The following is a 22,664-nucleotide window of genomic DNA, read 5'->3' on the forward strand; positions in this document are numbered from 1 at the left end:
GGCGGTAGCACCGTGGCACCCACCTTGACCGAGGTCGCACAACGCGCAGGGGTATCCCTGTCCACCGCGTCACGGGCATTCAGTGCCCCGGACCGGATCGGACCGGACACGCTCGCGCGGATCATCGCGGTCGCCGACGAGATCGGCTACCGGGCGGCGTCCCCGACCCGCACCGACGGCGTGCGCCCCACCGCCACCACCGTCGCGGTCGTGGTACCCGACATCGGGCACACCGTGTTCGCGATCTTCGTGAAGGCGGCGCAGGCGCAGGGGTGGCACCGGCGCCAGACCGTGCTCCTCACCGACACCGACGGCAGCGCCGACCGTGAGCGTGAGGTTCTCGGCGAGTTGCAGGGGCGTGTCGACGCACTCGTGGTCTGCGCTCCACGGCTGCCCGCATCGGACATCGTGCAGCTCGCCGGCGACACACCCTTGGTGCTCGTCAACCGCTCGTCACCCGAATGCGATTGCATCGTGGCGGATTCCGAAGACGGAATTCGCCAGGCCATCGACTACCTCGTCGCCCTCGGACACGAGCACCTCGCGTACGTCCAGGGCTCGCCGCAATCCTGGTCGAACCAGCGCCGCGTCGCCGCGGTCGAGGAATTCTGCAAGGCCCGCGACGTGCAGCTGAGTCTGCTCGGCTGGCAGCAGGAAACCCTCGCGGGCGGTCACGCCGCGGCCGCGAGCGTGATCGCGACGGGTGCGAGCGCCGTGATCACGCACAACGATCCGATGGCCATCGGAGTGATGAACGGCGTCCGCGCAATGGGCTTCTCGGTGCCGGCGGACCTGAGCGTCGTCGGCATCGACGACTCGCCGCTGGCCGAACTCGCCAGCCCCGCACTCACGAGCATCAACGTGCCGATGGCACGAGCGGGTGTGCTGAGTCTGGACCTGGTGTTCCAGCGCGCGAACGAGCCGGACTCCGATATCCGAGAAATCCATCTCCCCACGCAACTGGTCGTCCGGGCTTCGGCCGGACCGGCGCACGATCGGGTGTTTCGCCCCGGAAAAGAGAGCCGCTAGATGAAAATCGTTGTTGCCGACAGCAACCTGATGCCGCACCGACCCCGGCTCGAGGCCGCAGTTCCGTCCGATACACGGTTGTCGTGGCACGACAGCTTCGACGAGGCCGCCCTGATCGAGGATCTGCGCGACGCCGACGTCTACGTCGGGGGAAAGTTCACACCGTCCATGGCGTCGGCTGCCGAGCGGCTGCGTCTGGTCCACGTCGCCGGTGCCGGCACGGACAACATCGCCTTTGATGCCCTGGCACCGGACGTGCTGGTGGCGAACACCTTCCATCACGAGAAGTCGATCGCCGAGTACGTCGTGGCGGCCACGGTGATGCTCCGGCGCGGCTTCGTCGCGCAGGACACGGCGCTCCGGCAGGGCGTCTGGGCGACCTCGGTCTACGACGACCGTCTCACGCAGTCGAATTCGCTGCAGGGAGCGCGAGTGGGATTCGTGGGGTTCGGCCACATCGGCCAGGCCGCGTGGACTCTGTTCCGGGCATTCGGCGCGACAGGAGCGGCCGTGACCGGTCGTGGCAACGTCGACGCGCCGAGTGCGGGACTGGACTGGGCTGCCGACGTGTCCCAGCTCGGGCGTCTCCTCGTCGAATCCGACGTCGTCGTGGTGTCCGCACCGCTCGACGACCGGACGCGGGGCATGATCGGCGCCGACGAATTGCGCGCGCTCGGCCGCGACGGGGTGCTGGTGAATGTGGGCCGCGGACCTCTCGTCCAGGAGCAGGCCCTGTTCGACGCACTGTCCTCGTCGACCATCGCCGGTGCGGCCATCGACGTCTGGTACGACTATCCCGGACCCGACGGTCGTGGGACGCCCAGCGCTCTGCCGTTCTCCGAACTCCCCAACATCCTGATGACACCGCATTCTTCGGGAGTCTCACAACAGACTTTCGTCGGCCGCGTCGACGACATCGCCGACAACATCACTCGACTCGCTCGCGGTGAGCAACTGCGCAACGTCGTCACCCCCGCCGTCGGCTCGAAAGGATCACGGGCATGACCGACAAGATCATCTCCGCGGACGTGCTGGTCTGCAGCCCCACCCGCAACTTCGTCACCCTCAAGATCACCACGGCCGACGGCGTCGTCGGCTACGGTGACGCCACGCTCAACGGCCGTGAACTGTCCGTCGCGTCGTATCTCCGGGACCATGTGGCGCCCTTGCTGATCGGGCGCGACCCCGCGCGGATCGAGGACACCTGGCAATACCTCTACCGCGGCGTGTACTGGCGGCGCGGGCCCGTCACGATGGCCGCGATCGGCGCCGTCGACGTCGCACTCTGGGACATCAAGGGCAAGACCCTCGGCCAGCCCGTCTACCAGCTGCTCGGCGGCGCCGTCCGCGACCGGGTGCTCTCCTACACCCACGCGACCGGGTGGGACGCGCCCGCGCTACTCGACTCCGTCGACGCCAAGCGCGCGATGGGCTTCCAGGCGATTCGAGTGCAGTCCGGGGTTCCCGGCCTGGATTCGGTGTACGGCGTGCACCAGGGCGCCGCCGGATACGAGCCCGCAAGCCGCGGCGCACTCCCGGTCGAGGAAGTATGGGACACCGATGCCTACCTCAACCATGCACCGCGGATCCTCGAAGCGGTCCGTGAACACGTCGGCCCCGACCTCAAATTGCTGCACGACGCCCACCATCGGCTCACCCCGCAGCAGGCCGCACGGCTGGGGAAGTCGGTCGAACACGTGGACCTGTTCTGGCTCGAGGACGTCACGCCCGCCGAGAACCAGGACGCGCTGCGTCTGGTGCGCAACCACACCACCACACCCCTGGCGATCGGGGAGGTCTTCAACACGATCTGGGACTGCCAGCACCTGATCACCGAACAGCTGATCGACTTCATCCGGGTGGCCATCGTCCACGCGGGCGGAATCAGCCACGTCCGCAAGATCTTCGCGCTCGCCGAGGTGTACCAGATTCGCGGCGGACCGCACGGCCCGTCGGACGTCTCGCCGATCTCCCTGGGCGCGAGCCTGCACCTCGGGCTTGCGACGCCGAACTTCGGAATCCAGGAGTACATGGGCTACGACCCGCTCGTCAGCGAGGTCTTCCCCCACGCGTGGTCGTTCTCGGACGGGCACCTCACCCCCGGCGACGTTCCGGGCATCGGAGTGAGCATGAACGAGAAACTCGCGGAGCAATATCCGTACGAGCAGGCCTACCTCCCGGTCGCCCGGCGCCGCGACGGCTCCATGACGGATTGGTGACGAGCATGTCCGAACCGAAACTCTCGCGCCGAAACGTTCCCGCTGCGGCACTGATCCACCGGCGGGTACCGGAAGGCACCGGGATCGTGCACCTGGGCCTCGGCAACTTCCACCGCGCACACCAGGCGGTGTACACCGCGCTCGCGATGGAACGCGAACCCGGACCGTGGGGCATTCTCGGTGTGGCGAGCCGCTCGAGCACCGTCGCCGATGCGATGAACGCGCAGGACCTCCTGTACAGCGTCGTCGAGATCTCGCCGGACGGTTCTCGTGTGAGCGTCCCGGGTTCACACACCGGAACGCTGGTGGCCGAGCAAGACCCGGAGGCCGTCGTCCGTGCGATCGCGGACCCGGCGACGAAGATCGTCACGATCACGGTGACAGAACACGGGTACACGGTGTCACCCGAGACCGGTTCCCTCGACCTCGATTCCGACGTCGTTCGCCGCGACCTCACCGAGGTGCGGACGCCCCGCACCACGATCGGGCAGATCGCCCGCGGACTGGCCCTCCGGGCGAGCACGCACGGCGCCCCGGTCACGATCCTCAGCTGCGACAACCTGCTGTCCAACGGGCGCCAGACCGAAAGGCTCGTACGCGAGTTCGTCGGCACCTTCGCGCCGCCTCTCCGCGACGACCTGCTGTCCTGGATGAACTCGTCCGTGACGTTCCCCAACTCGATGGTGGACCGGATCGTGCCGTCCGGTTCGGACCGCTACAACGAGGCGGCGCTGGCACACCTCGGCGTGCGCGACACGATAGCCGTCCCCGCGGAGCCGTTCACGATGTGGGTCATGGAGAAGCGGTTCGCCGCCGGCCGTCCCGTCTGGGAGCACGGTGGCGCGCTGTTCACCGACGACGTCGAGCCGTACGAGCTGATGAAGGTCCGACTGCTCAACGGGACGCATTCGCTCATCGCCTACCTCGGCGCACTCGACGGGCGCGCCACCATCCCCGAGTCCGTTGCGCAGCCGTTCGTCGAGGACGCAGCGCGGCGGATTCTGTGCGACGAGTACCTGCCGACGGTCACCGTTCCCGAATCGGTGGACACGGACGACTACATCCGGCAGCTGTTCTCGCGTTGGTCCAATACTGCTCTGGGACATCGCACCTCGCAGGTCGGCTCCGACGGATCGGTCAAACTGACGCAGCGCATCCCGATTCCCGCGCTCGAACACCTCGGCCGCGGTACCGTCCCGCAGTACCTTTCTCTGACGGTGGCGGCATACCTTTGCTGCATCGCACCGCCGCCCGGGTTCGATCCCGGCCCCCACGCACGATCCATGACCGACCCCGCTCGACCGCGCCTGGCAGGAATGGCCGACAACGCCGCTTCCACTACAGAATTCGTTCGCTCCGTCTTCTTCGACGGAGGTCTGTTTCCCAGCACTCTCGCTTCGCACACCGACTTCGTCTCGCGGATCGCCGACTTCGTCGACATCATCGTCCGTCACGGGCCGGTAGCTGCGGCAGGCGAAGCATCCGACCCGGTCCCGGACCTCGGGACTACCACGTCGCTGCAGTCCAGCGCGACCATCTGACTCCCTCAACCCTGCCCGGACACTCCGGGAACCACCAATGGAGGAATCCATGGACACTACACTCGACCCCACGGTGAACCCGAAAGTCCCCGGCCGCGCAGGCGGTACACCTCAGGCAGACCCGTCCGCGGTCCGCCGGGCGGCGTGGGCGGGGCTCATCGGCACCACGCTCGAGCAGTACGACTTCGTCATCTACGGCACCGCTTCGGCGCTGATCTTCAACACCCTGTTCTTCCCGAACATCTCGCCGGCGGCGGGCATCCTCGCGAGCTTCAGCGCCTACGCCGTCGGATTTCTCGCCCGGCCGCTCGGCGGCCTGTTCTTCTCGCGGTACGGAGAGCGTCTCGGCCGCAAGTGGGTGCTCGTCGCGACGCTGATGCTGATGGGCGGCGCGACATTGGGGATCGGTCTGCTGCCCACCTACAGTCAGGTGGGGCTGCTCGCACCGGCGCTCCTCGTCGCGTGCCGATTCTTCCAGGGCTTCGGCGCGGGAGCCGAACAGTCCGGTGGTGCAACCCTTCTGACGGAGACGGCGCAGATAGGCAGGCGAGGTCGGCTCGCCGCCCTGGTGATGACCGGGGCCGCACTGGGCACGGCGCTCGGCGCAGTCGCGTGGATCGCCGCGCAGCTCCTGCCGGAAGAGCAGCTCATGTCCTGGGGTTGGCGTCTCGTCTTCATCAGCAGTCTGCTCGTCACCGTTGCCGCGTTCGTCATCCGTCGCAAGCTCACCGAGAGCCCGGTGTTCCAGGAACTCAAGGAACAGCACCAGGTTCCGAAGACGCCCGTGAAGGAGATCTTCGCGAACGGCAAGAAGCCGCTGTTCATCGTCATGTTCATGACGATTGGCATCAGCGCGCAGTCGTACACGTACCAGGTGTTCATGGCGTCGTACCTCAAGAACGACGTGCACGTCGACCCCACGTTCATTCCCAAGGTGCTGCTGGTCGGGGCCATCTGCGGCGGCATCGCGGCCTACGGGTTCGGTCGACTGTCCGATCGGGTGGGCCGCAAGCCGGTGTACATCTCGATCGTGATCGCCCTGATCATCCTGCCGGTGCCGACCTTCCTGGCCCTGAACACCGGCTCACATCTGCTGATCACGATGGCGATGATCGTCGGTTTCATCCTGGCCTGCCAGGGCGCCGTCGGCGTCACGATGAGCTATTTCCCGGAGATCTTCGGCTCCCGCTATCGCTACGCCGGCGTCACACTCGGCCGCGAATTCGCCTCGATCTTCGGCGGCGGTGTCGCACCGCTGATCTGCGCGGCGCTCGTCACGGCCTTCTCCGGCTCATGGATCCCCGTGGCCGTCTACATGATCCTGATGGCCGTGACCGTTCTGATCGCCTCGGCGATGGCACCGGAAACCCGCGACCGCGACCTCACGCTGGCCGCCAACGCCACCGACCGTGAGGTGACGGCGGCATGACGTCCTCCGTCATCGCGGTGCTGCGCGCCGCGCACGCCGACCGGTACGCCCCGGTGGTGAACGTCCTCGCCGAGAACGGCGTGCGCGCCGTCGAGCTGACGATGAGCACGCCGGGAACCCTCGAGTCCCTGAGCAGCATCCGGCGCGCCGCACCTGACGGCGTCGAGATCGGGGTCGGGACGGTCACCACCGTCGACCACGCCCGTGCTGCCCTCGACGTGGGAGCCGACTTCCTCGTGACGCCGACGACCAACCTCGACGTCATCGCCACGGCAGTGCGTGCCGGAGTTCCGATCTACCCGGGCGGATTCACCCCGACCGAGCTGTGGACCGGATGGAACGCGGGTGCGACTGCCGTGAAGCTGTTCCCGGCGTCGGCGGTCGGGCCGGAGTACATCGGGCACCTGCGCGGGCCCTTCCCCGACATCCAGGTCGTCCCCTCGGGTGGGGTGGGCATCGACGACGTCCGCGCGTGGTTCGCGGCCGGAGCGGCGGCGGTCAGCCTCGGCGGACCGTTGATCGGGGACGCACTCCGCGGTGGCGACCTCGGGCAGCTGGCCGAACGATGCCGGCGCCTCGCCGACGTCGTCGCCGAACTGGAGGTCGTGTGATGACGGTGCTGACGTTCGGCGAGACGATGGCCCTCACCAGGGCGGTGGACACCGGTGCCCTCGCCCACACATCGACACTTCATCTGGGAATCGGCGGCGCCGAATCGAACTTCGCGATCGCCTTGCGGCGACTCGGCGTCGACGTCACCTGGATCGGGCGCGTCGGCCAGGACAGCCTGGGCGACCTGATCGAACGGGAACTCCGGGCCGAGGGAATCACCGCCGACGTCATCCGCGATCCGGACGCTCCGACCGGACTGATGGTGAAGGAGCGGCGAACCGCCACCGCCACCCGCGTCTGGTACTACCGGACCGGCAGCGCGGGGTCACGGCTCACGATGTCGGACATCGCGGACGACCGTCTCGAGTCGGCGTCCCTGCTGCACGTCACCGGCATCACCCCCGCCTTGTCCGACACCGCCAGGAAGACCACCCTGCACTGCGTCGAACGGGCACGCGCACTGGGCATTCCGGTGTCGTTCGATCTCAACTACCGCCGCGCGCTGTGGTCGCCGGACGACGCGGGCCCCGTCTTCCGTGAGCTGATCGCGTTGTCGGACATCGTCTTCGCAGGTGAGGACGAGGCCGCCATCGCGGTGGGCGACGGCTCCCCCGACGAACTCGTCGCCCGTGTCCGCGACCTCGGACCACGCGAGAGCATCCTGAAACTGGGAGACCAGGGATGCCTGGCGATCGTCGACGGAGAGACGTACTCCCTGCCCGCGGTGCCGGTGAGCGTGATCGACTCCGTCGGGGCCGGAGACGGTTTCGTCGCCGGCTACGTCGCGGAACGACTGGCCGGTGAGGCACCCGCCGACCGTCTGAGAACCGCTGTCACGGTCGGGGCGTTCGCGTGCACCGTGTCCGGCGACTGGGAGGGCATGCCACGCCGGGACGAACTCGGCCTCCTCACCACAACGGAACCCGTCACCAGATGACCAGCTCCGATCTCCGACAGAACTGGACTCCACGCATGAACACCAGCCCGACCACCGCTTCAGACGCCACCGAGGTTCCGACGCACGCGCAGGCGGTCGTCGCCCACGGTGCGCAGGACCTGCGCGTGGAGGAGGTGCCGATCGCCGCACCGAAGCCGGACGAAGCGGTGATCCGCATCGCCTACGGCGGGATCTGCGGATCCGATCTGCACTACTGGCAGCACGGCGCCGCCGGCGAGTCGATCCTTCGCGCACCGATGCGGCTCGGACACGAGGCGTCGGGCACCGTCCTGATCGGCGCGACGGACGGAAGCGGTCCCGGCGCCGGCACCCCCGTCACCATCCATCCCGCGACCCCCGGCGGCGACAGCGCGAAGTATCCAGCCGATCGCCCCAATATTTCCCCCGGATGCACGTACCTCGGCAGTGCGGCGCACTACCCGCACGCCGACGGGTTGTTCGTCAGCCACGTCGCCGTCCCGACCCGCATGCTCCGGGTTCTTCCCGACGGCCTCGATCTTCGTCTGGCGTCACTGGCCGAGCCGGCGAGCGTGGCGTGGCACGCGGTCGCGCGGGCAGGGGAGGTGAAGGACCGGTCGGTCCTCGTCATCGGTGCCGGGCCCATCGGCGCGCTCGTCGTGGCGGTGCTGAAGCGAGCGGGCGCCGGGAAGATCACGGCGGTGGACATGCACGAGTACCCGCTGAGGATCGCGTGCGCCGTGGGTGCGGACGCGACACTCACCGCCACCGATGCCGACGCAGTCGCGGCGGTGGAAGCGGACGTCACCATCGAATGCTCCGGCAACCATCGTGGTCTGGCATCGGCAATCCACGGCACGGCCCGCGGCGGCCGGGTCGTGATGGTCGGTCTGCTTCCCTCGGGGGATCAGCCGGTACCCATGTCGATCGCGATCACCCGGGAACTGGATGTGGTCGGCTCGTTCCGGTTCAACGACGAGATCGACGAGGTGGTGGCCGCCCTCGCCGACGGCTCGCTGGTGGTGGATCCGATCGTCACGGCCGAGTACGACGTCGCCGATGCGCTCACCGCGTTCGCGTCGGCCAGGGATGCGTCCTCGTCGAGCAAGGTGCTCCTGAGGTTCTGATCCGGGGAACGTCGCCCCGGCCTCGTCTGCGGGGCACGGCTGTCGCATGATGGTCTCGACGCACCCCCGAGGTCAGGAGAGCAAGCTGATGAAGGAATTCACCGCCTGGATCGCTCGCGAGAACGAGGGCGCCATCGGCCTCTCCCAGGAGACGGTCGCCGAGTCGTTCCTGCCGCAGGGCGAGGTCACCATTCAGGTCGAGTACTCCAGCGTGAACTTCAAGGACGCACTGGCGCTCACACCGAAGGGTGGAGTGGTCCGCGAGTACCCCATCGTGCCCGGCATCGACGTGGCGGGCACCGTCGTCGAGTCGCAGTCCCCGGAGTTCTCCGTCGGTGACACGGTCATCGCGCACGGTTACGACATCGGCACCGCCCGTCACGGTGGGTACGCGCAGTTCGCCCGCGTCCCGGCCGACTGGGTGGTGAAACTCGACGGCATGTCCACCCGCACCGCTGCCGCGATCGGTACCGCCGGTTTCACGGCCGCGATGAGCGTGGAGGCGCTGCTGTCCCGTGGGGTCGAGCCGGGCAACGGTCCGGTGCTCGTGACCGGTGCGAGTGGCGGCGTCGGTACCGTCGCCGTCGACCTGCTGTCGGCGGCGGGTTTCGAGGTGGTCGCGTCGAGCGGAAAGCCGGAGAAGGCGGAACTGCTCACCGAACTGGGTGCGAGCACGGTGATCGGCCGCCTCCCGGAGCCCGACACGAAACCGCGTCCGCTCGGCAAGGCGCAGTGGGCTGCGGCCGTCGACTGCGTCGGCGGCGCCACCCTCGCGCACGTGCTCAGCACCATCGAGTACGGCGGTGCGGTCGCGGCGAGTGGGCTGACCGGCGGACCGAAGTTGGAGACCACGGTCCTGCCGTTCATCCTGCGCGGTGTCAGCCTGCTCGGCATCGACTCGGTGCAGTACCCGATCGAGCAGCGGCGCCGGCTGTGGGGCCGTCTCGCGTCCGACCTCGCGCCGTCCCGGCTCGAGTCGATCACCCACGACGTTCCGATCGCCGACGTCGTCTCGGTGATCGACCAGGTGCGGGCCGGCACCTACTCCGGCCGGGCCGTGGTGGGCGTCGCCCCCGTGAGTACTTATTAACGTCCCGCGGTTAACAAGTACTCACGGGCGCCGGAGGCGCACGATCCAGGCACGGGAGGCGGCCGGATCGATCACGTCGTCGAGTTCGAAGATCGTCGCCGCGTTCAGGGCCTTCCCGTGCTGGTAGGCGGCGTCGACGAGTTGCGCGAACGCGGTGTCGCGCTCGGCGGGGTCGTCGATGGCCTCGAGTTCCTTCCGGAATCCGAGCCGCACCGCGCCCTCCAGCCCCATGGCCCCGATCTCACCGGTCGGCCACGCGACCGTGAACTCGGACGCGTGGAAGGAGCCGCCCGCCATGGCCATCGCGCCGAGGCCGTACCCCTTGCGCAGGATGATCGTTCCGTACGGCGCGGTCATCCGCGCGCCCGCGACGAACAGCTTGCCGAACCGGCGAACCGTGGCCTCCTTCTCCGAGTCGGGGCCGACCATGAATCCCGGTGTGTCGCACAGCGAGACGACGGGCAAGCCGAACGATTCGCACAGCTCCAGGAAGTGGGCCATCTTGTCCGCCGCGACCGCGTCGATCGCGCCGCCGAGGTGGTGGCTGCTGTTCGCGACCAGCCCGTACGGCGCACCCTCCACCCGGATCAGCGCGGTGACGATGCCGACGCCGTGGTCGCGGCGTAATTCGAGGACCGAGCCGACATCGGCGATGGATTCCACGGCACTGCGAACGTCGTAGGCGCGCAACCGGTTCTCCGGGACGACGTGGCGTGCGAGCCGCTCGTCGGGGGCTTCCCACTCGGGGAGCGCGCCCTGGAAGTACGACAGGTACTTCTTGGCCAGTTCGACGGCGTGCGCCTCGTCCCGGGCGAGCAGATCGATGACGCCGTTGCGCCGCTGCACGTCGACGGGCCCGATGTCCTCCGGCCGGTACACACCCAGTCCACCGCCCTCCACCATTGCCGGGCCGCCCATGCCGATGTTCGCGTCGGGGGTGGCGATGAGGACGTCGCAGACTCCGGCGAGGGCGGCGTTGCCCGCGAAGCAGCGGCCGGAGACCACCGACACCAGCGGAACCTTCCCGTTCAACGCCGCCAGCGACCGGAAGGTGTTCAGGTCCAATCCTGCTGCCGGTCCGGCGTCGGTGTCGCCAGGCCGCCCGCCGCCACCCTCGGCGAACAGGACGACCGGGACCTGCTTGCGGCCGGCGAGTTCGATCACCCGGTCAGTCTTCGCGTGGTTCCGCATGCCCTGGGTTCCGGCGAGCACCGTGTAGTCGTACGACAGCACGACCGCCTGGGCGTCGCGCGAACCGAACACGTCACCGTTGACGGTGGCGAGCCCGGCGACGAGCCCGTCGGCGGGGGTGTTCTCGATCAGGTCCTGCTCGGATCGGCGGCTACGCTGCGCGGCCAGGACGAGAGGTCCGTATTCGACGAAGCTGCCGGGGTCGACCAGATCGTCGATGTTGGCGCGTGCGCTGCGCCGCCCGAGCTTCGTGCGCTTCGCGATCGCGGCGGGCCGGGCGGCGTCGAGGGTCACCTCGTGTCGCTGCCGGATCTCCGCCAGGTCCGCGCGCTCACGATCCAGATCGGTTGCGCTGTCGGCGACGTCGCGGGCCTCCGATCCCGTGCGGCGGATCACGACCAGCGGGTCGCCGGCGTTGACGTTCTGCCCGGGCGCCGCCAGATTCCGCTCGACTACCGCACCGGCGGGCGCGGCGATCACGTGCTGCATCTTCATGGCCTCGAGCACCACGAGCTGGGCCCCCGACTCCACGGTCGCACCTTCTCCGGCCGCCTCTACGACGGTTCCGGCCATGTGGGCGCGCAGCACGTCCTCACCCGCCCGCAACTCGAGTGTTTCCGACGCCACCTCCGCCGGCTGGTGCACGTGGGCGGCGTCGATGAGCGCACTCATCCGCTCGGCGAGATGATCGGTGCCGACGACGCCGTCGGCGAAGCCGGGGTCCGCCAGAATCGCCCGGAGAAAGCCGATATTGGTGGGGACGCCCTCGACGACGAACTCGGCGAGCGCCGCATCGGCCTTACGCACCGCGGCGGAGAAGGACGGGCCCCGCGAATGCACGATCACCTTCGCGAGGAGCGAGTCGTACCGCGGGCTCGGTGACAGTCCGGGCCGCCCGTAGGTGTCTACGCGCACACCCGGTCCCGTCGGCGGCGAGAAGACGGACAGGGTGCCCGCGGCGGGGACGGCCTGACCGTCGGGGCGCATCGTCTCCATGTTCACCCGAGCCTGGACGGCGATTCCGCGCGCAGCAGTGGGTGTGCCCGACGCGTCGAGCCCCACGGCGCTGACGCCGTCCGGCAGTGACAGCTCCCCGTAGTCGGCTCCCCGGGCGATGTCGATCTGCACGGCGACGAGGTCGATCCCCGTCACCTCCTCGGTGACCGTGTGCTCCACCTGGATTCGGGGATTGACCTCCAGGAACACGAAGCCGTCCCGGGACACCAGGAATTCGACGGTGGCGAGTCCCCGGTACCCGACACTGGCGCACAGCCGGGCCGCGGCCTCGTGCAGTTCGCTGCGCAGTCCCGGGTCGAGCCCCTGCGCGGGGGCGATCTCGACGAGTTTCTGGTGGCGGCGCTGCACGCTGCAGTCGCGGTCGCCGACGGCCAGGGCCCGCGTCACGCCCGCGTGCGGTGCCGCCACCACCTGCACCTCGATGTGCCGGCCGCCGTCGAGAAGGGACTCGGCGAACAGCGCGGGGTTGCCGAACCCGAGCTGCGCCTCGGACGCGCACAGCCGGTACTCCTCGTCGATCCGGTCCGCGCTGCGGACGGCACGGATGCCGCGACCGCCGCCGCCCGCGAGCGCCTTGATCATGATGCCGCCCGGGTGTTCCGTGAAGAACGCGCGGATGCCGTCCAGGTCGGTGGGACCGTTGGTCGCGGCGAGCACCGGCACCTTCGCGGCCACGGCGGCCTCGCGTGCCGACGACTTGTCGCCGAAGATGTCGAGCACTTCGGGGCTCGGACCCACGAAGGCCAGTCCCGCCTCGGCGCAGGCGCGTGCGAAATCGGCGTTCTCGCTGAGGAATCCGTATCCGGGATGCACTGCCGTGGCACCGAACTCCGCTGCCGCGTCGAGAATGGCGCGAGCGTCCAGGTAGGCGGACGGGCCGGACCCGCGGAGCGCGACCGCTTCGGTTGCCGCGCGCACGTGGGGGCTGTCCGCGTCGTCCTCCGCGTAGACGGCGACCGTGTCGACCGACATCTCCTCGGCGGTGCGGATGATGCGGAGCGCGATCTCGCCACGATTGGCGACCAGCAGGGTCACTTGTACTCCTCGGCCAGAGCGAACAGGTCGGCCTTGCGGACCTTCCCGGTCGCCGTCATGGGTAGGGCGTCGAGCACCTCGACGGTAGGGACTTTGTAGGTGGCCATGTTCCGGGCCGCCCACTCCCGCAGTTCCTCACCCGAGACCTGACGGTCGGGCAGGAGCTGGACGAACGCGAACGGCACCTGGCCTTTGCCCGGATCGGGCTTCGGCACCACCGCGGCCGACTGGATGTCGGGGTGCAGCATGAGCAGTGCCTCCACCTCGGACGGGAACACGCTCATCCCGTTGGTCTTGATCATTTCCTTGTTGCGCGCCAGATAGTGCAGTGCGCCTTTGCCGTTCAGCTTGCCCACGTCGCCGGTCTGGAGCCATCCGTCGCGGAGAGCGGCAGCGGTGGCGTCGGGTTTGCCGTAGTAACCGGTGAGCAGCGACGGACTGCGCACGACGATCTGTCCGGCTTGCCCAACCGGCACGGGCGCCCCGGCCTCGTCGACGATCAGCACGTCGGTGCCCGGAACCGGAAGTCCGCAGAACACGGGTTCGCTGAGCAGGTCTTCGTCGTCGGTCTGGAAACCGAGCGTGATGGTGTCGGCGGTGTGCGTCTCCGTCATCCCGTAGCTGGCCTCTCGCAGCACGTGTCCGGTGGCGTCGCGCCAGCGGCCGCGAATCGCGGGGTCGAGCTTGAGCACGAACGACACGGCCATCGCGTTGTCCAGGGTGGAGAAGTCTCGGTCGGTGAAGCCGGGCAGATCCATCAGTTCCACATAGTTGTCGACCGTCCCGACCATCGACGTCACCCCACGACTGTCGACGAGCGTCGCCGCGGCCTCCGGGTCCCAGCGGTTGAGGAGCACGACGGTGCCGCCGTTGATCAGCGGGTACAGGATGCCGAAGTCCTCGCCTGCGATCCAGAAGATGGGCAGAAACCCGAGGACCACAGGGGGAGCCTCGCCCACCTGCCTGCCGCCGGCCAGTGTCGCGGTGGCGGCGGTGTAGACCATGTGCGCCTGCGTGTGTTCGCAGCCCTTCGGCATCCCGGTGGTGCCACCGGTGTAGTTCAGTGCTGCCAGCGCGTCGGGGTCCATCGGAATGGGCTCGGCACGTGGGGAGTCCATGATCTCCGCCCAGTCGGTGGGCCCGGAGGTCGAGTCGAACGGCGGTGTGACGCTGGGTACGGCAGGTAGCAGGTCCGACACGGCGGTGATCGCGACGTGCCGCAGCGCCGTCTGGCCGCGCACGGATTCGACCATGGCCGCGAACGAATCCTGCGTCAGCAGGATCTCCACGCCGGCGTCGTCGAGTTCGTACGCCAGTTCGTGCTCCCGGAACAACGGGTTGATAGGGACGTGGACGGCGCCGATCTTCAGGATCCCGAGCATGGCGACATGGAACTGCGGACAGTTGGTGAGATGGACGCCGACGCGGTCGCCGGCGGACGCGCCCCGCTGCAGGAGCCAGCCGCCGAAGCGGTCGGACAGTTCGTCGAGTTCGGCGTAGGTGATCGCACGACCGTAGAAGTCGATCGCGACAGTCTGCGGTCGTGCCGTCGCCCAGTGCCGCAGGTAGTCGATCACGGTGCGGCCCTCGATCGGGTACTCGACTGTCCGCGGTACCTGCGGTGGCCACGCGGCGTCCTGGAGTTCGCGTATCTCGGCGAGGGCCGATTCCAGGGCTGTGGGGTCACTCGAAGGCGAAGTGGGCATACCGAACTCCCGATTCTGTGCGGATTGTCGTTGTCAGGCGAAGCCGATGAGTCTTTCGGAGATGGCGGTCAGGTCGGCGGTGTAGCGGCGCTGTTCACGGGCCGTCGCGTCGACCAGCCGGGCGGCGCCCGCGAGCTGGGCGTCGGCGAGGGTCTGCGCGATGCGGGCGGGCGGCGCGCACGGCGTGACGTCGCACGTGGCGATGATGCGCTCGATGAACCGGGTGTAGCGGCGGATGAGCCGGGTCTGCACGGTGGTCCAGCTTCGGCCGACCTCGGGGTCGAGCCGGGCGCGGTGCCTGATCAGTTCGAGGACGCGTCCGTTGGTGTACACGGCTTCCACGAACGCTTTCGTGGTGGTGCGCAGCACCTCTCGCAGGTCCTCGCTCGCCGGTCCTTCCACGTGCTGCGACTCGAGGAATTCCTCGCACACGTCGGCGGCGACGGCGTGGAACACCTCGTCCTTCGACGAGAAGTAGGCGTAGAACGTTGCCCGCGACACTTCGGCCCGGGTGGTGATCACCTCGACGGTCGTCCGGTCGTAGCCGAGTTCGGCGAAGCATGCGCTCGCGGCGCGGAGGAGTTCGCGGCGGCGGGGACCGTCGTTGTCTTTCCGCGCCGACCGCGCCCGCTCCTGAGCCTCACTTGTGGTCACGGTCACAGTATGTGTTGATGTTGACGTCAATGTCAATCTCTGGGTGTCACCTCGAGTCGGAGCGGGAGCGCGCTGTGGCGTCGCACGAACAAGCTGGGGACCCAACGTGGCTCGGAGTCGGCGGCGAGGGCGAAGCGGCCGGTGCGCGCGAGCAGTGCGGTGGTCGCGGCGAGCGCTTCCATGCGGGCGAGCGCCGATCCGACACAGAAGTGGACGCCCTTGCCGAATGCGAGATGCGAACGGATGTGCGGCCGGTCGAGTACTACCTCGTCCGGACGCTCGAACACGGCCGGATCCCGGTTGGCTGCGCCCCACAGCAGGAGCAGGTGACTACCGGCGGGCAGATCGGCGCCGCCCAGCGTGGTGTCGGCAACTACGTGCCGGTGATGCCCGCGGAACGGGGACTCGAGGCGGAGCGCCTCGTCGAGGAACGCGTCGACGAGTGCGGGTTGTTGCCGCAGCCGGGTCTGCAGTCCGGGGCGGATGGCGAGGAGCCGTGCGGCGCCCCCGATCAGCCCCGCGGTCGATTCGCCGCCCGCGGCGACCAACTGGACCAGGACGAGTGTCGCCACGTCCTCGGAGAGTTCACCGGCATCGCACGCGTGTGCCAGGACGCCCAGAAGGTCGTCGCGTGGGTCCGACCTCGCCCGCACGAGTTCCGCCCGCAGATAGCCGGCCAGTTCGGCCGCGGAGGTGACGAGGGGACCGAGGCGGTCCGCGGCGACGACCCCGCCGAGCAGCTCCGTGCTGTCGTAGGCCCACGTCAGTAGCTGGGGTACGTCCGACTCGGGCAGGCCGATGAGATGCGCGACCATCGCCAGCGGCAGCCGGTCCGCCATCGCGGACGCCCAGTCGATCTGCCCGTCCCGCATTCCCTCGTCCCACAGCGTGTCGACGAGCGAGTCCACGGCCGGGGCCAGCGCGCGGATGCGGCGGCCGAGCGCCGGCAGCACGAGCTTGCGATGGTGCAGGTGCGCCGGGTCGTCGGCGGTGGCCAGCACGTGCACGGCCTGACCGCCGCCGTCCATGTCGAACGTCGCGGGCGGCCCCGCCGGTTGCTGCACCAGCACACCGGTGAGATTCGACGAGAAGACCTCGGTGCGGTTTGCCGCCTCGGTCACGAGATCCCACGTGGACACCAGAAAGAAGTCGGTTCCGGCGACCCGGTGGACGGGGGAGTGCTCGCGGAGTGTCCGGTAGAGCTCGTTCGGTTCGTCGAGATGGACGGGATCGAAGATGTCGATTCCGAGGGTCGGCGTGTGGGCCATCGAGGACTCCTTGTTGACGAGAACCTGTTGCAGATGATCACAGTTCGCGCCGAAGGAGGGTGCTGTCAAGGGTGGCCGGAAGACTGCGACTCCGCTGTTCAGCGATGAATTTGCCCTTGTCTCAGCGTGAGTGGATCTGGAGCCGTCGAGCCTGATCATGACCCCAATTTGGAAAACGTGTTCTAGAATTTCTCGTGTATTCGTCTCACTGTGAGACACAAGGGCAACGATGTTTCGGACGGCGGCGCGGATGGAACACGCGGATTGGTTGACCGGCGGCAACCGGCGGGTGCTTGCCGTCGAGAGGATTCACGCCGCCGCGGCCGACCTCATCCGCGAGCGGGGCATCGACGGCGTGGGTGTCGACGAGGTCGCCGCGCGGGCAGGGTGCTCGCGCGCGACGCTCTATCGCTACGTCGGGGGCAAGCGGGCTCTCGTCGACGCCGTGATGTCCCGCGCCGCCGGAGCCGTGGCGGCCCACGTCGAGCAGTCGCTGGAATCGTTCGAGAACTCGGAGCGGATCGTCGAGGCGATTCTTGCGTCGGTGACCGCGATCCGCGCGGAGCCGACGCTGGCGCGGTGGTTCACCGGGTCGCGGTCGAGAAGTACGGACGAGTACCTGGCCCGCGCACCCGAACTCGGCCGGGTGGCAATCTCGCTCACCCACATCGCGCCCGACGAGGAGGCGGCGGGGTGGATCGTGCGCGTCGTCCTGTCGCTGTTGACCTGGCCGTTGGGCGATTCGGCCGCCGAGCGTCGCGCCGTCGAACGCTTCGTGGAGCCGGTCTTCAGGATTCGCGACTCTCTGTAGCCGAGCGGGTGGGCTCGAGCACGAACAGCCGGAACTCACGTCCACCGGACCGTCGATGCTCCATGAGGTAGCCGGGCCAGTAGTCGACCACCAGTTTCCAGAGATTCTCGCGTTCGTCTCCGGTGACCATCCGGACGCTCATCCGGGATTCGTGCGACCCGGCCTTCACCTGGGCTTCGTCGGCCGCACGCAGATTGACCGACCACGTCGGATGCTCGGGACGTCCCCAATTCGAGCCGGTGACGATGTACCCGTCCCCGTACGGAATGCACAGAAGGGCCGTCGTGCGCGGGGTGCCGCTCTTGCGTCCCGGGACCGTCACCTGCACGGACTGCAGTCCGGCGATACCGATCAGGCTCACCCGGTTGCCGGTCCACGCGCGCAGGTGCGACTCCAGCCAGATGATGATCGGCGCCATCCGCATCACCCATTCGCGGGTGCCGAGCCAGCGCGCGAGTATGCGGAGGGGGTTGCGGAGCCCCCGCGGTCGGGGAGGTGTCGTGGGGGCAGAGTTCATGGTGACCATCTTTCCCCAGATGGCCGACCGGGGCCGACCGCGATGAGTTTTGCGTTCCGCCCGGGTCTATCTGTTCGGGTCTCACCGACAAGACCTCGATTTAAGGCCTTGACCCAAACAATGGTTGAGGTTGCAGGATCGGTCAGTAGCACTTCGAGCCACTCGACAGGGAGAAACGAACATGTCCAGCACCGGAACCACGATTTCTGCAACCACGACCTCACGGATCAACCCGATGACGCTCGAACTGAGCCGCCCGTGGGCGATCGCCGCGACTACGATCGGCGCGCTCGTCCCCAACCTGGTGATCTGGCTGCTGGGATTGGCTGCCGGCGGTTCGTTCGAGATGACGGATGCCGGCAAGACCAGCAGTGTGGCGCCCGGCGGTGTCGTCATCCTGACGGTCGTTCCGATACTGATCGGAATGACACTGGCCGCGCTGATCTCGCTGAAATGGGTGGCCGTCATCCGTCCGGCCGAAGTGATCGGCGCCCTGCTGCCGCTCGCGACGATCGCCCTGACCATTCAGGCCGACTTCGACACCGCCAGCACCATCGCGCTCTCGGTCATGCACGTGGTGATCGCCGTGGCGGTCGTCGCGGGCCTGGAAGCGATGCGGCGACCGCTGGTTCGCGCCGCGCACGTCTAGGGGGTGCTGTTCACCGGCGCATGAGCCTCGATGGTGAGTGCGATGTGCTCGACGATCCGCTTCTGCGAGATCTTCGGGCTGCCGGTGAGCCAGCGCTGGTACAGAAAGGCGATCGCCCCGAACAGGGCAATCGCGTTCAGCTGGGTGTTGACGGCGTCGCGGGGTGCGCCGTCGACACCCAGCATTGTCAGTGCCGCCGTCATGGGAGTGGTGAACTCGGTGACGAGTTGGTCGCCGCGCTGGGCCAATTCCGGCACCGATTGCGACTCGACGAACATGATGCGTCCCCGCCGCCGGTCCTGGGCGATGTAGCCGGTGAACGCCTTCACGACGTGGCGGACGAGTTCGCCCGGATCGTCGGGACCCGTCTCGAGAGCCCTGAGCAGGGTGTCCCTCGCGCCCAGAACGACGTGGTCGAGGAGTGCGACGAGCAACGCCTCGCGATTGTCGAAACTCTCGTAGAAGTAGCGCTCGGTGAGGCCTGCCTGGCGGCAGGTCGCGCGCATCGTCGTCGCTGCCGTTCCCTCGGTTCCCATGATCTGCAGGCCGGCCTCGATCAGAGCCGCACGCCTCGCGGCGCGGCGGTCGGCCGGCTCCCGGCCACGCCATTTGCGTGGCGCTCCACGTGGGTTCTCGCTGTCGGTCATGCCGTCATCGTCTCATCGATCCCGGTAACGATCGGGGATCCCCTCTCGCCCCACTGTTGACACCAGAGGTCAACAATCATCCCGAATGCACCACGGTCCGCATCGAGCGGCATCCGGAGATCGTCATGAACACCACAGAGCTTCCGTCCCAACGACGTTCGGCGCGACGGTGCGGGCCGCGGTGGTCAGGTGCGGCGCAGCCCGTCGAAGGTCAGCTCGACGACGGCGTCCGCCAGATCGGCGACAGTCCCGCCGGTACGCGGGCGGTACCACTCGATCAGCGAGTTGACCGTGCCGAACACGAGCCGGCTGGTGAGCGCGGGATCGATGCCGGGCCGCAGGTCTCCCTCTTCCGCCGCCGCGACGACGAGGTCGCTGACGAACGCGTCGAACTCGCGGCGGCGGGCGAGTGCGCGACGCTCCACCGCGGTGTTGCCGCGAACGCGCAGCAGGAGCGTCACGTAGGGAAGCTCGGCGGCGAGGACCTCGACACTGCGGCGGACGAGATACTCGAGACGGTCGATGTACCGGCCGCTCGTCGCCTTCTCCTCGGTGGTGACCGCGAAGAGGGCGTTGAGCGCGCGCGACAATGCCAGCTCGAGCAGCTCCGACTTCCCGGACACGTGGTGATAGATCGACGACTTCGTGATTCCCAGGCGCTGGGCCAGCACCTCCATGCTGGTGCCGTCGTAACCTTTGTCGTTGAAGACCTTGACTGCGACAGCGAGCAGCGAGTCGAGGTCGTAGCCGGGACGTCCGGGCGATCCGGTCTTCCGTGCAGGGCGTGCCGTAGTCATGCGCGCAATCCTTCCAGGTGCAGAACTCCACCGCATCGGTGCGCCGTCATCCACGGGAGCCGACCGAAGGTTCGGTTGAGGTGAGAATACCGCGAGTAACCCGGCGGCGGTGAACCACGTGTGACGGGTGAATCAGCCGCCCATGGCCTGGGTCCGGCCCTCCTTGCGGGCCTTCGCCAGCCCCCGCCGGGCGAGAAACCCGTTGGCGAGGAGTAGGAGGGTCTTGTTCGGCGGCGCCGCGAACCCGGCCTGGGTATGGGGCGCATACAGCGCCTCGGTGCCCGTGACCTCGATCCAGCCGGTGTTCTGACGCGACTCGAGGCCGACGAGCTTGGCGCGATAGGCGTGGGCAAGCAGCCCGGCGCGGCGGCCGCCCTGCGGCACGCCGGCGGGCACCGTCAGACGCACGCCCTCGCTGCTCGCAGAAGCCACGTCGACCGGGACGACGACCGGATAGCCGTCCGCCTGACGGTAGGCGAGCAACCGGTGTGACAGCTTCGCCGCGCGGCCTCCGGTTTTGGCCGCATCCACCCGTGGGCCGGTGCCCTTCTTCGGCGGAGTCTGGGGTTCCGGGTCGACGGCGGGCAGCGGTGCGCCGAACACCTCGGGCCGGCCGGTCAGGTGCAGGTCGGGCCAGGCGACGACCCGTGTCACCGTCACGGTCACCGGTACCCGGTCGGCGTAGTACGCGCTGAGCCACCGGTCCCAGAGCGCGCCGCGGCGTGGCTCGCCCGTGTAGGGGGTCGAGCGCCGGCCGATGTCCTCGAGCAGTTCCGGGTCGGGGGTGGGGTCGAACGTCGCGTCTCCCTGCACGAGCACGTAGCGCTGATTGGTGCCGTCGCCGATCCCGTGCTCGCGGGCGTGGTAGGCGAGCGCCACCCGGGGTTCACCCTTGATGCGTTCGAGCTTGCGGCCGAACCCCAGCGAGGTGGTGAAGCCGACCGTTCCCCGCTCGCGGTCGCTCAGCCCGAGGGGTGCCACCGCCGTCACCACGGCCCCGCCTGCGGGTGTGATGTACGCGAACCCGCAGGTCAGATCGCCACGGATGACGTCATCGACCCCGTCCGACCAGGTGACCGGCATGAGTCGAGCCTACTCAACCGACGCGGCACCGGGCCAGTGCTGGGGGTTGACGACACCCGGGAGTGAATATAGCTTCACTCCAAGTGAGTGATAACTCACAAAGAGTGATCGTGTATTCAACGCGGCATCGAGGAGCATCCATGGACCTGACACTGACCGAGGAGCAGAAGGAGTTCCGGCAGCTGGCCCGCGACTTCGTGAACAAGGAGGTCGTGCCGCACCGCGCCGCGTGGGACCGCGCCGAATCGGTGGACACCGCGATCGTCGAGAAGCTCGCCGACATCGGCTTCTTCGGCATGACCATTCCGGAGGAGTACGGCGGTCTCGGCGGCGACTACATCACGTACTGCCTCGGCATGGAGGAACTCGGCCGGGCGGACTCCGCGGTCCGGGGCATCGTGTCGGTGTCGATGGGGCTGGTGGGCAAGGTCATCCTCTCGCACGGCACCGAGGATCAGAAGCACGAATGGCTGCCCCGCATCGCGTCCGGTGAGGCGCTCGCCTGCTTCGGGCTCACCGAGCCGGACAACGGTTCCGACCCGGGCAATCTGAAGACCAAGGCGGTACGCAGCGGCGACGACTACGTCATCAACGGTTCCAAGATCTTCATCACCAACGGCACGTGGGCGAAACTGTGCCTGGTGTTCGCACGCACCGGAGGTCCCGGGCCCAAAGGGGTTTCGGCCTTTCTGGTTCCGACGGACACCCCCGGATTCGAATCGCGCGAGATCCACGGAAAGCTCGGACTGCGCGGGCAGGCGACGGCCGAGTTGTCCTTCACGGACGTCCGCGTCCCCGCGAGTTGCCTGCTCGGATCCGAGGGGCAGGGCTTCTCCATCGCGATGCACTCGCTGGACAAGGGCCGCGTGTCGGTGGGCGCGGGTTGCGTCGGAATCATCCAGGGCTGCCTCGAGGCCGCCGTCGCCTATTCCCGCGAGCGCACGCAGTTCGACCGTCCGCTCGCCTCGTTCCAACTTGTGCAGGACCTGATCGCCGACATGTCCGTCGACGCCGACGCGGGGCGGTTGCTCACCTGGCGGGCCGCCGACCTGATCGAGCGCGGTGAACCGTTCGGGACGGCCGCGTCGAAGGCGAAGTACTTCTGTAGTGAGGCCGCGGTTCGCGCCGCCAACAACGCAATACAGATCTTCGGTGGGTACGGGTACGTCGACGAATATCCCGTCGCCAAATACATGCGCGACGCGCGGGTGATGACGCTCTACGAGGGCACCAGTCAGATCCAGAAGCTGCTGATCGGCCGAGCGGAGACCGGGGTCAGTGCCTTCCTCTAGCACCACCGAGCGCCGGGTGACCCTTGACACACTC

General features: G+C 68.3%; 20 protein-coding genes. 12 read left to right on the top strand and 8 right to left on the bottom strand.

Translation table 11 applies throughout. The annotated features are described in order from the left end of the window. Positions 1-12: 12 nt before the first annotated feature. The 9 genes from GO592_RS01250 to GO592_RS01290 all read left to right on the top strand — a co-directional run bounded on the left by GO592_RS01250 (position 13) and on the right by GO592_RS01290 (position 9,963). Positions 13-1,029: a LacI family DNA-binding transcriptional regulator gene (locus GO592_RS01250; protein ID WP_007301598.1), complete on the top strand. Its 1,017-nt coding sequence runs from the start codon at positions 13-15 to the stop codon at positions 1,027-1,029. Beyond that, on the top strand, positions 1,030-2,034 hold the full coding sequence (locus GO592_RS01255; protein ID WP_007301597.1) for a 2-hydroxyacid dehydrogenase: 1,005 nt from the start codon (positions 1,030-1,032) through the stop codon (positions 2,032-2,034). Then, positions 2,031-3,248: a D-mannonate dehydratase ManD gene (gene manD, locus GO592_RS01260; RefSeq protein ID WP_007301596.1), complete on the top strand. Its 1,218-nt coding sequence runs from the start codon at positions 2,031-2,033 to the stop codon at positions 3,246-3,248. Before GO592_RS01255 ends, manD begins: the two co-directional genes overlap by 4 nt. A 5-nt stretch (positions 3,249-3,253) precedes the next feature. After that, on the top strand, positions 3,254-4,789 hold the full coding sequence (locus GO592_RS01265) for a mannitol dehydrogenase family protein (RefSeq protein WP_007301595.1): 1,536 nt from the start codon (positions 3,254-3,256) through the stop codon (positions 4,787-4,789). A 49-nt stretch (positions 4,790-4,838) separates the two neighbouring features. Then, the gene (locus GO592_RS01270; protein ID WP_007301594.1) at positions 4,839-6,218 is read left to right on the top strand and encodes an MFS transporter; all 1,380 of its coding nucleotides are present in this window, start codon (positions 4,839-4,841) and stop codon (positions 6,216-6,218) included. Continuing rightward, on the top strand, positions 6,215-6,829 hold the full coding sequence (locus GO592_RS01275; protein WP_007301593.1) for a bifunctional 4-hydroxy-2-oxoglutarate aldolase/2-dehydro-3-deoxy-phosphogluconate aldolase: 615 nt from the start codon (positions 6,215-6,217) through the stop codon (positions 6,827-6,829). Before GO592_RS01270 ends, GO592_RS01275 begins: the two co-directional genes overlap by 4 nt. Further along, entirely contained in the window at positions 6,829-7,767 is a 939-nt protein-coding gene (locus GO592_RS01280) for a sugar kinase (RefSeq protein ID WP_007301592.1), read from the top strand. Before GO592_RS01275 ends, GO592_RS01280 begins: the two co-directional genes overlap by 1 nt. Before the next feature lie 35 nt (positions 7,768-7,802). Continuing rightward, on the top strand, positions 7,803-8,873 hold the full coding sequence (locus GO592_RS01285) for an L-idonate 5-dehydrogenase (RefSeq protein ID WP_039953151.1): 1,071 nt from the start codon (positions 7,803-7,805) through the stop codon (positions 8,871-8,873). 88 nt (positions 8,874-8,961) lie between these two features. Continuing rightward, positions 8,962-9,963 (top strand): MDR family oxidoreductase, encoded by a 1,002-nt coding sequence (locus tag GO592_RS01290; protein ID WP_007301590.1) that lies wholly within the window; start codon positions 8,962-8,964, stop codon positions 9,961-9,963. Between the two features lie 21 nt (positions 9,964-9,984). On the opposite strand, the gene GO592_RS01295 is transcribed toward GO592_RS01290, so the two are convergent. The 4 genes from GO592_RS01295 to GO592_RS01310 are packed head-to-tail and all read right to left on the bottom strand — an operon-like array spanning position 9,985 to position 16,834. Further along, entirely contained in the window at positions 9,985-13,206 is a 3,222-nt protein-coding gene (locus tag GO592_RS01295) for an acetyl-CoA carboxylase family protein (protein ID WP_007301589.1), read from the bottom strand. Continuing rightward, positions 13,203-14,912, bottom strand: a complete 1,710-nt coding sequence (locus GO592_RS01300; protein WP_007301588.1) for an AMP-binding protein — start codon at positions 14,910-14,912, stop codon at positions 13,203-13,205. Before GO592_RS01300 ends, GO592_RS01295 begins: the two co-directional genes overlap by 4 nt. Positions 14,913-14,945: 33 nt before the next feature. Further along, positions 14,946-15,572: a TetR/AcrR family transcriptional regulator gene (locus GO592_RS01305; RefSeq protein ID WP_007301587.1), complete on the bottom strand. Its 627-nt coding sequence runs from the start codon at positions 15,570-15,572 to the stop codon at positions 14,946-14,948. A gap of 26 nt (positions 15,573-15,598) precedes the next feature. Then, positions 15,599-16,834: a cytochrome P450 gene (locus tag GO592_RS01310; RefSeq protein WP_007301586.1), complete on the bottom strand. Its 1,236-nt coding sequence runs from the start codon at positions 16,832-16,834 to the stop codon at positions 15,599-15,601. A gap of 250 nt (positions 16,835-17,084) precedes the next feature. Here GO592_RS01310 and GO592_RS01315 point away from each other — a divergent pair, with 250 nt between their 5' ends. Continuing rightward, entirely contained in the window at positions 17,085-17,645 is a 561-nt protein-coding gene (locus tag GO592_RS01315; protein ID WP_007301585.1) for a TetR/AcrR family transcriptional regulator, read from the top strand. Here the strand turns inward: GO592_RS01315 and GO592_RS01320 are convergent. Further along, positions 17,623-18,162 carry a nitroreductase family deazaflavin-dependent oxidoreductase gene (locus tag GO592_RS01320; RefSeq protein WP_007301584.1) on the bottom strand — a complete coding sequence of 180 codons (540 nt, stop codon included), beginning with the start codon at positions 18,160-18,162 and terminating at the stop codon, positions 17,623-17,625. The two genes, GO592_RS01315 and GO592_RS01320, sit on opposite strands and share 23 nt — an antisense overlap. A 181-nt stretch (positions 18,163-18,343) precedes the next feature. On the opposite strand from GO592_RS01320, the gene GO592_RS01325 reads away from it, so the two are divergent. Further along, a complete protein-coding gene (locus GO592_RS01325) occupies positions 18,344-18,811 on the top strand; it encodes a DUF6069 family protein (protein ID WP_005260988.1) in 468 nt (155 codons plus the stop codon). Here GO592_RS01325 and GO592_RS01330 read toward each other — a convergent pair. From GO592_RS01330 to GO592_RS01340, 3 genes are all read right to left on the bottom strand, one after another. Continuing rightward, the gene (locus GO592_RS01330) at positions 18,808-19,458 is read right to left on the bottom strand and encodes a TetR/AcrR family transcriptional regulator (protein ID WP_007301583.1); all 651 of its coding nucleotides are present in this window, start codon (positions 19,456-19,458) and stop codon (positions 18,808-18,810) included. The genes GO592_RS01325 and GO592_RS01330 overlap by 4 nt on opposite strands. A gap of 185 nt (positions 19,459-19,643) precedes the next feature. Continuing rightward, a complete protein-coding gene (locus tag GO592_RS01335; protein WP_005250938.1) occupies positions 19,644-20,255 on the bottom strand; it encodes a TetR/AcrR family transcriptional regulator in 612 nt (203 codons plus the stop codon). 132 nt (positions 20,256-20,387) lie between these two features. After that, positions 20,388-21,338: a hypothetical protein gene (locus GO592_RS01340; RefSeq protein WP_007301582.1), complete on the bottom strand. Its 951-nt coding sequence runs from the start codon at positions 21,336-21,338 to the stop codon at positions 20,388-20,390. 140 nt (positions 21,339-21,478) lie between these two features. Here GO592_RS01340 and GO592_RS01345 point away from each other — a divergent pair, with 140 nt between their 5' ends. Further along, positions 21,479-22,630 carry an acyl-CoA dehydrogenase family protein gene (locus tag GO592_RS01345; RefSeq protein WP_007301581.1) on the top strand — a complete coding sequence of 384 codons (1,152 nt, stop codon included), beginning with the start codon at positions 21,479-21,481 and terminating at the stop codon, positions 22,628-22,630. Positions 22,631-22,664 lie beyond the last annotated feature (34 nt).

Origin of the sequence: Rhodococcus sp. 21391 (assembly GCF_016772255.1) — a bacterium.
GTDB classification, from domain to species: Bacteria; Actinomycetota; Actinomycetes; order Mycobacteriales; family Mycobacteriaceae; genus Rhodococcus_F; species Rhodococcus_F opacus.

What these genes read in the sequence shown, in the direction of transcription:
- GO592_RS01280 (WP_007301592.1), top strand. Translation starts at nt 6,829, where the DNA reads ATGACGGTGCTGACGTTCGGCGAGACGATGGCCCTCACCAGGGCGGTG.
- GO592_RS01340 (WP_007301582.1), bottom strand. Translation starts at nt 21,338, where the DNA reads ATGCCGGTCACCTGGTCGGACGGGGTCGATGACGTCATCCGTGGCGAT.
- GO592_RS01345 (WP_007301581.1), top strand. Translation starts at nt 21,479, where the DNA reads ATGGACCTGACACTGACCGAGGAGCAGAAGGAGTTCCGGCAGCTGGCC.
- GO592_RS01255 (WP_007301597.1), top strand. Translation starts at nt 1,030, where the DNA reads ATGAAAATCGTTGTTGCCGACAGCAACCTGATGCCGCACCGACCCCGG.
- GO592_RS01335 (WP_005250938.1), bottom strand. Translation starts at nt 20,255, where the DNA reads ATGACTACGGCACGCCCTGCACGGAAGACCGGATCGCCCGGACGTCCC.
- GO592_RS01310 (WP_007301586.1), bottom strand. Translation starts at nt 16,834, where the DNA reads ATGGCCCACACGCCGACCCTCGGAATCGACATCTTCGATCCCGTCCAT.
- GO592_RS01270 (WP_007301594.1), top strand. Translation starts at nt 4,839, where the DNA reads ATGGACACTACACTCGACCCCACGGTGAACCCGAAAGTCCCCGGCCGC.
- GO592_RS01330 (WP_007301583.1), bottom strand. Translation starts at nt 19,458, where the DNA reads ATGACCGACAGCGAGAACCCACGTGGAGCGCCACGCAAATGGCGTGGC.
- GO592_RS01320 (WP_007301584.1), bottom strand. Translation starts at nt 18,162, where the DNA reads ATGAACTCTGCCCCCACGACACCTCCCCGACCGCGGGGGCTCCGCAAC.
- GO592_RS01285 (WP_039953151.1), top strand. Translation starts at nt 7,803, where the DNA reads ATGAACACCAGCCCGACCACCGCTTCAGACGCCACCGAGGTTCCGACG.
- GO592_RS01275 (WP_007301593.1), top strand. Translation starts at nt 6,215, where the DNA reads ATGACGTCCTCCGTCATCGCGGTGCTGCGCGCCGCGCACGCCGACCGG.
- manD (WP_007301596.1), top strand. Translation starts at nt 2,031, where the DNA reads ATGACCGACAAGATCATCTCCGCGGACGTGCTGGTCTGCAGCCCCACC.
- GO592_RS01325 (WP_005260988.1), top strand. Translation starts at nt 18,344, where the DNA reads ATGTCCAGCACCGGAACCACGATTTCTGCAACCACGACCTCACGGATC.
- GO592_RS01315 (WP_007301585.1), top strand. Translation starts at nt 17,085, where the DNA reads ATGGAACACGCGGATTGGTTGACCGGCGGCAACCGGCGGGTGCTTGCC.
- GO592_RS01265 (WP_007301595.1), top strand. Translation starts at nt 3,254, where the DNA reads ATGTCCGAACCGAAACTCTCGCGCCGAAACGTTCCCGCTGCGGCACTG.
- GO592_RS01300 (WP_007301588.1), bottom strand. Translation starts at nt 14,912, where the DNA reads ATGCCCACTTCGCCTTCGAGTGACCCCACAGCCCTGGAATCGGCCCTC.
- GO592_RS01290 (WP_007301590.1), top strand. Translation starts at nt 8,962, where the DNA reads ATGAAGGAATTCACCGCCTGGATCGCTCGCGAGAACGAGGGCGCCATC.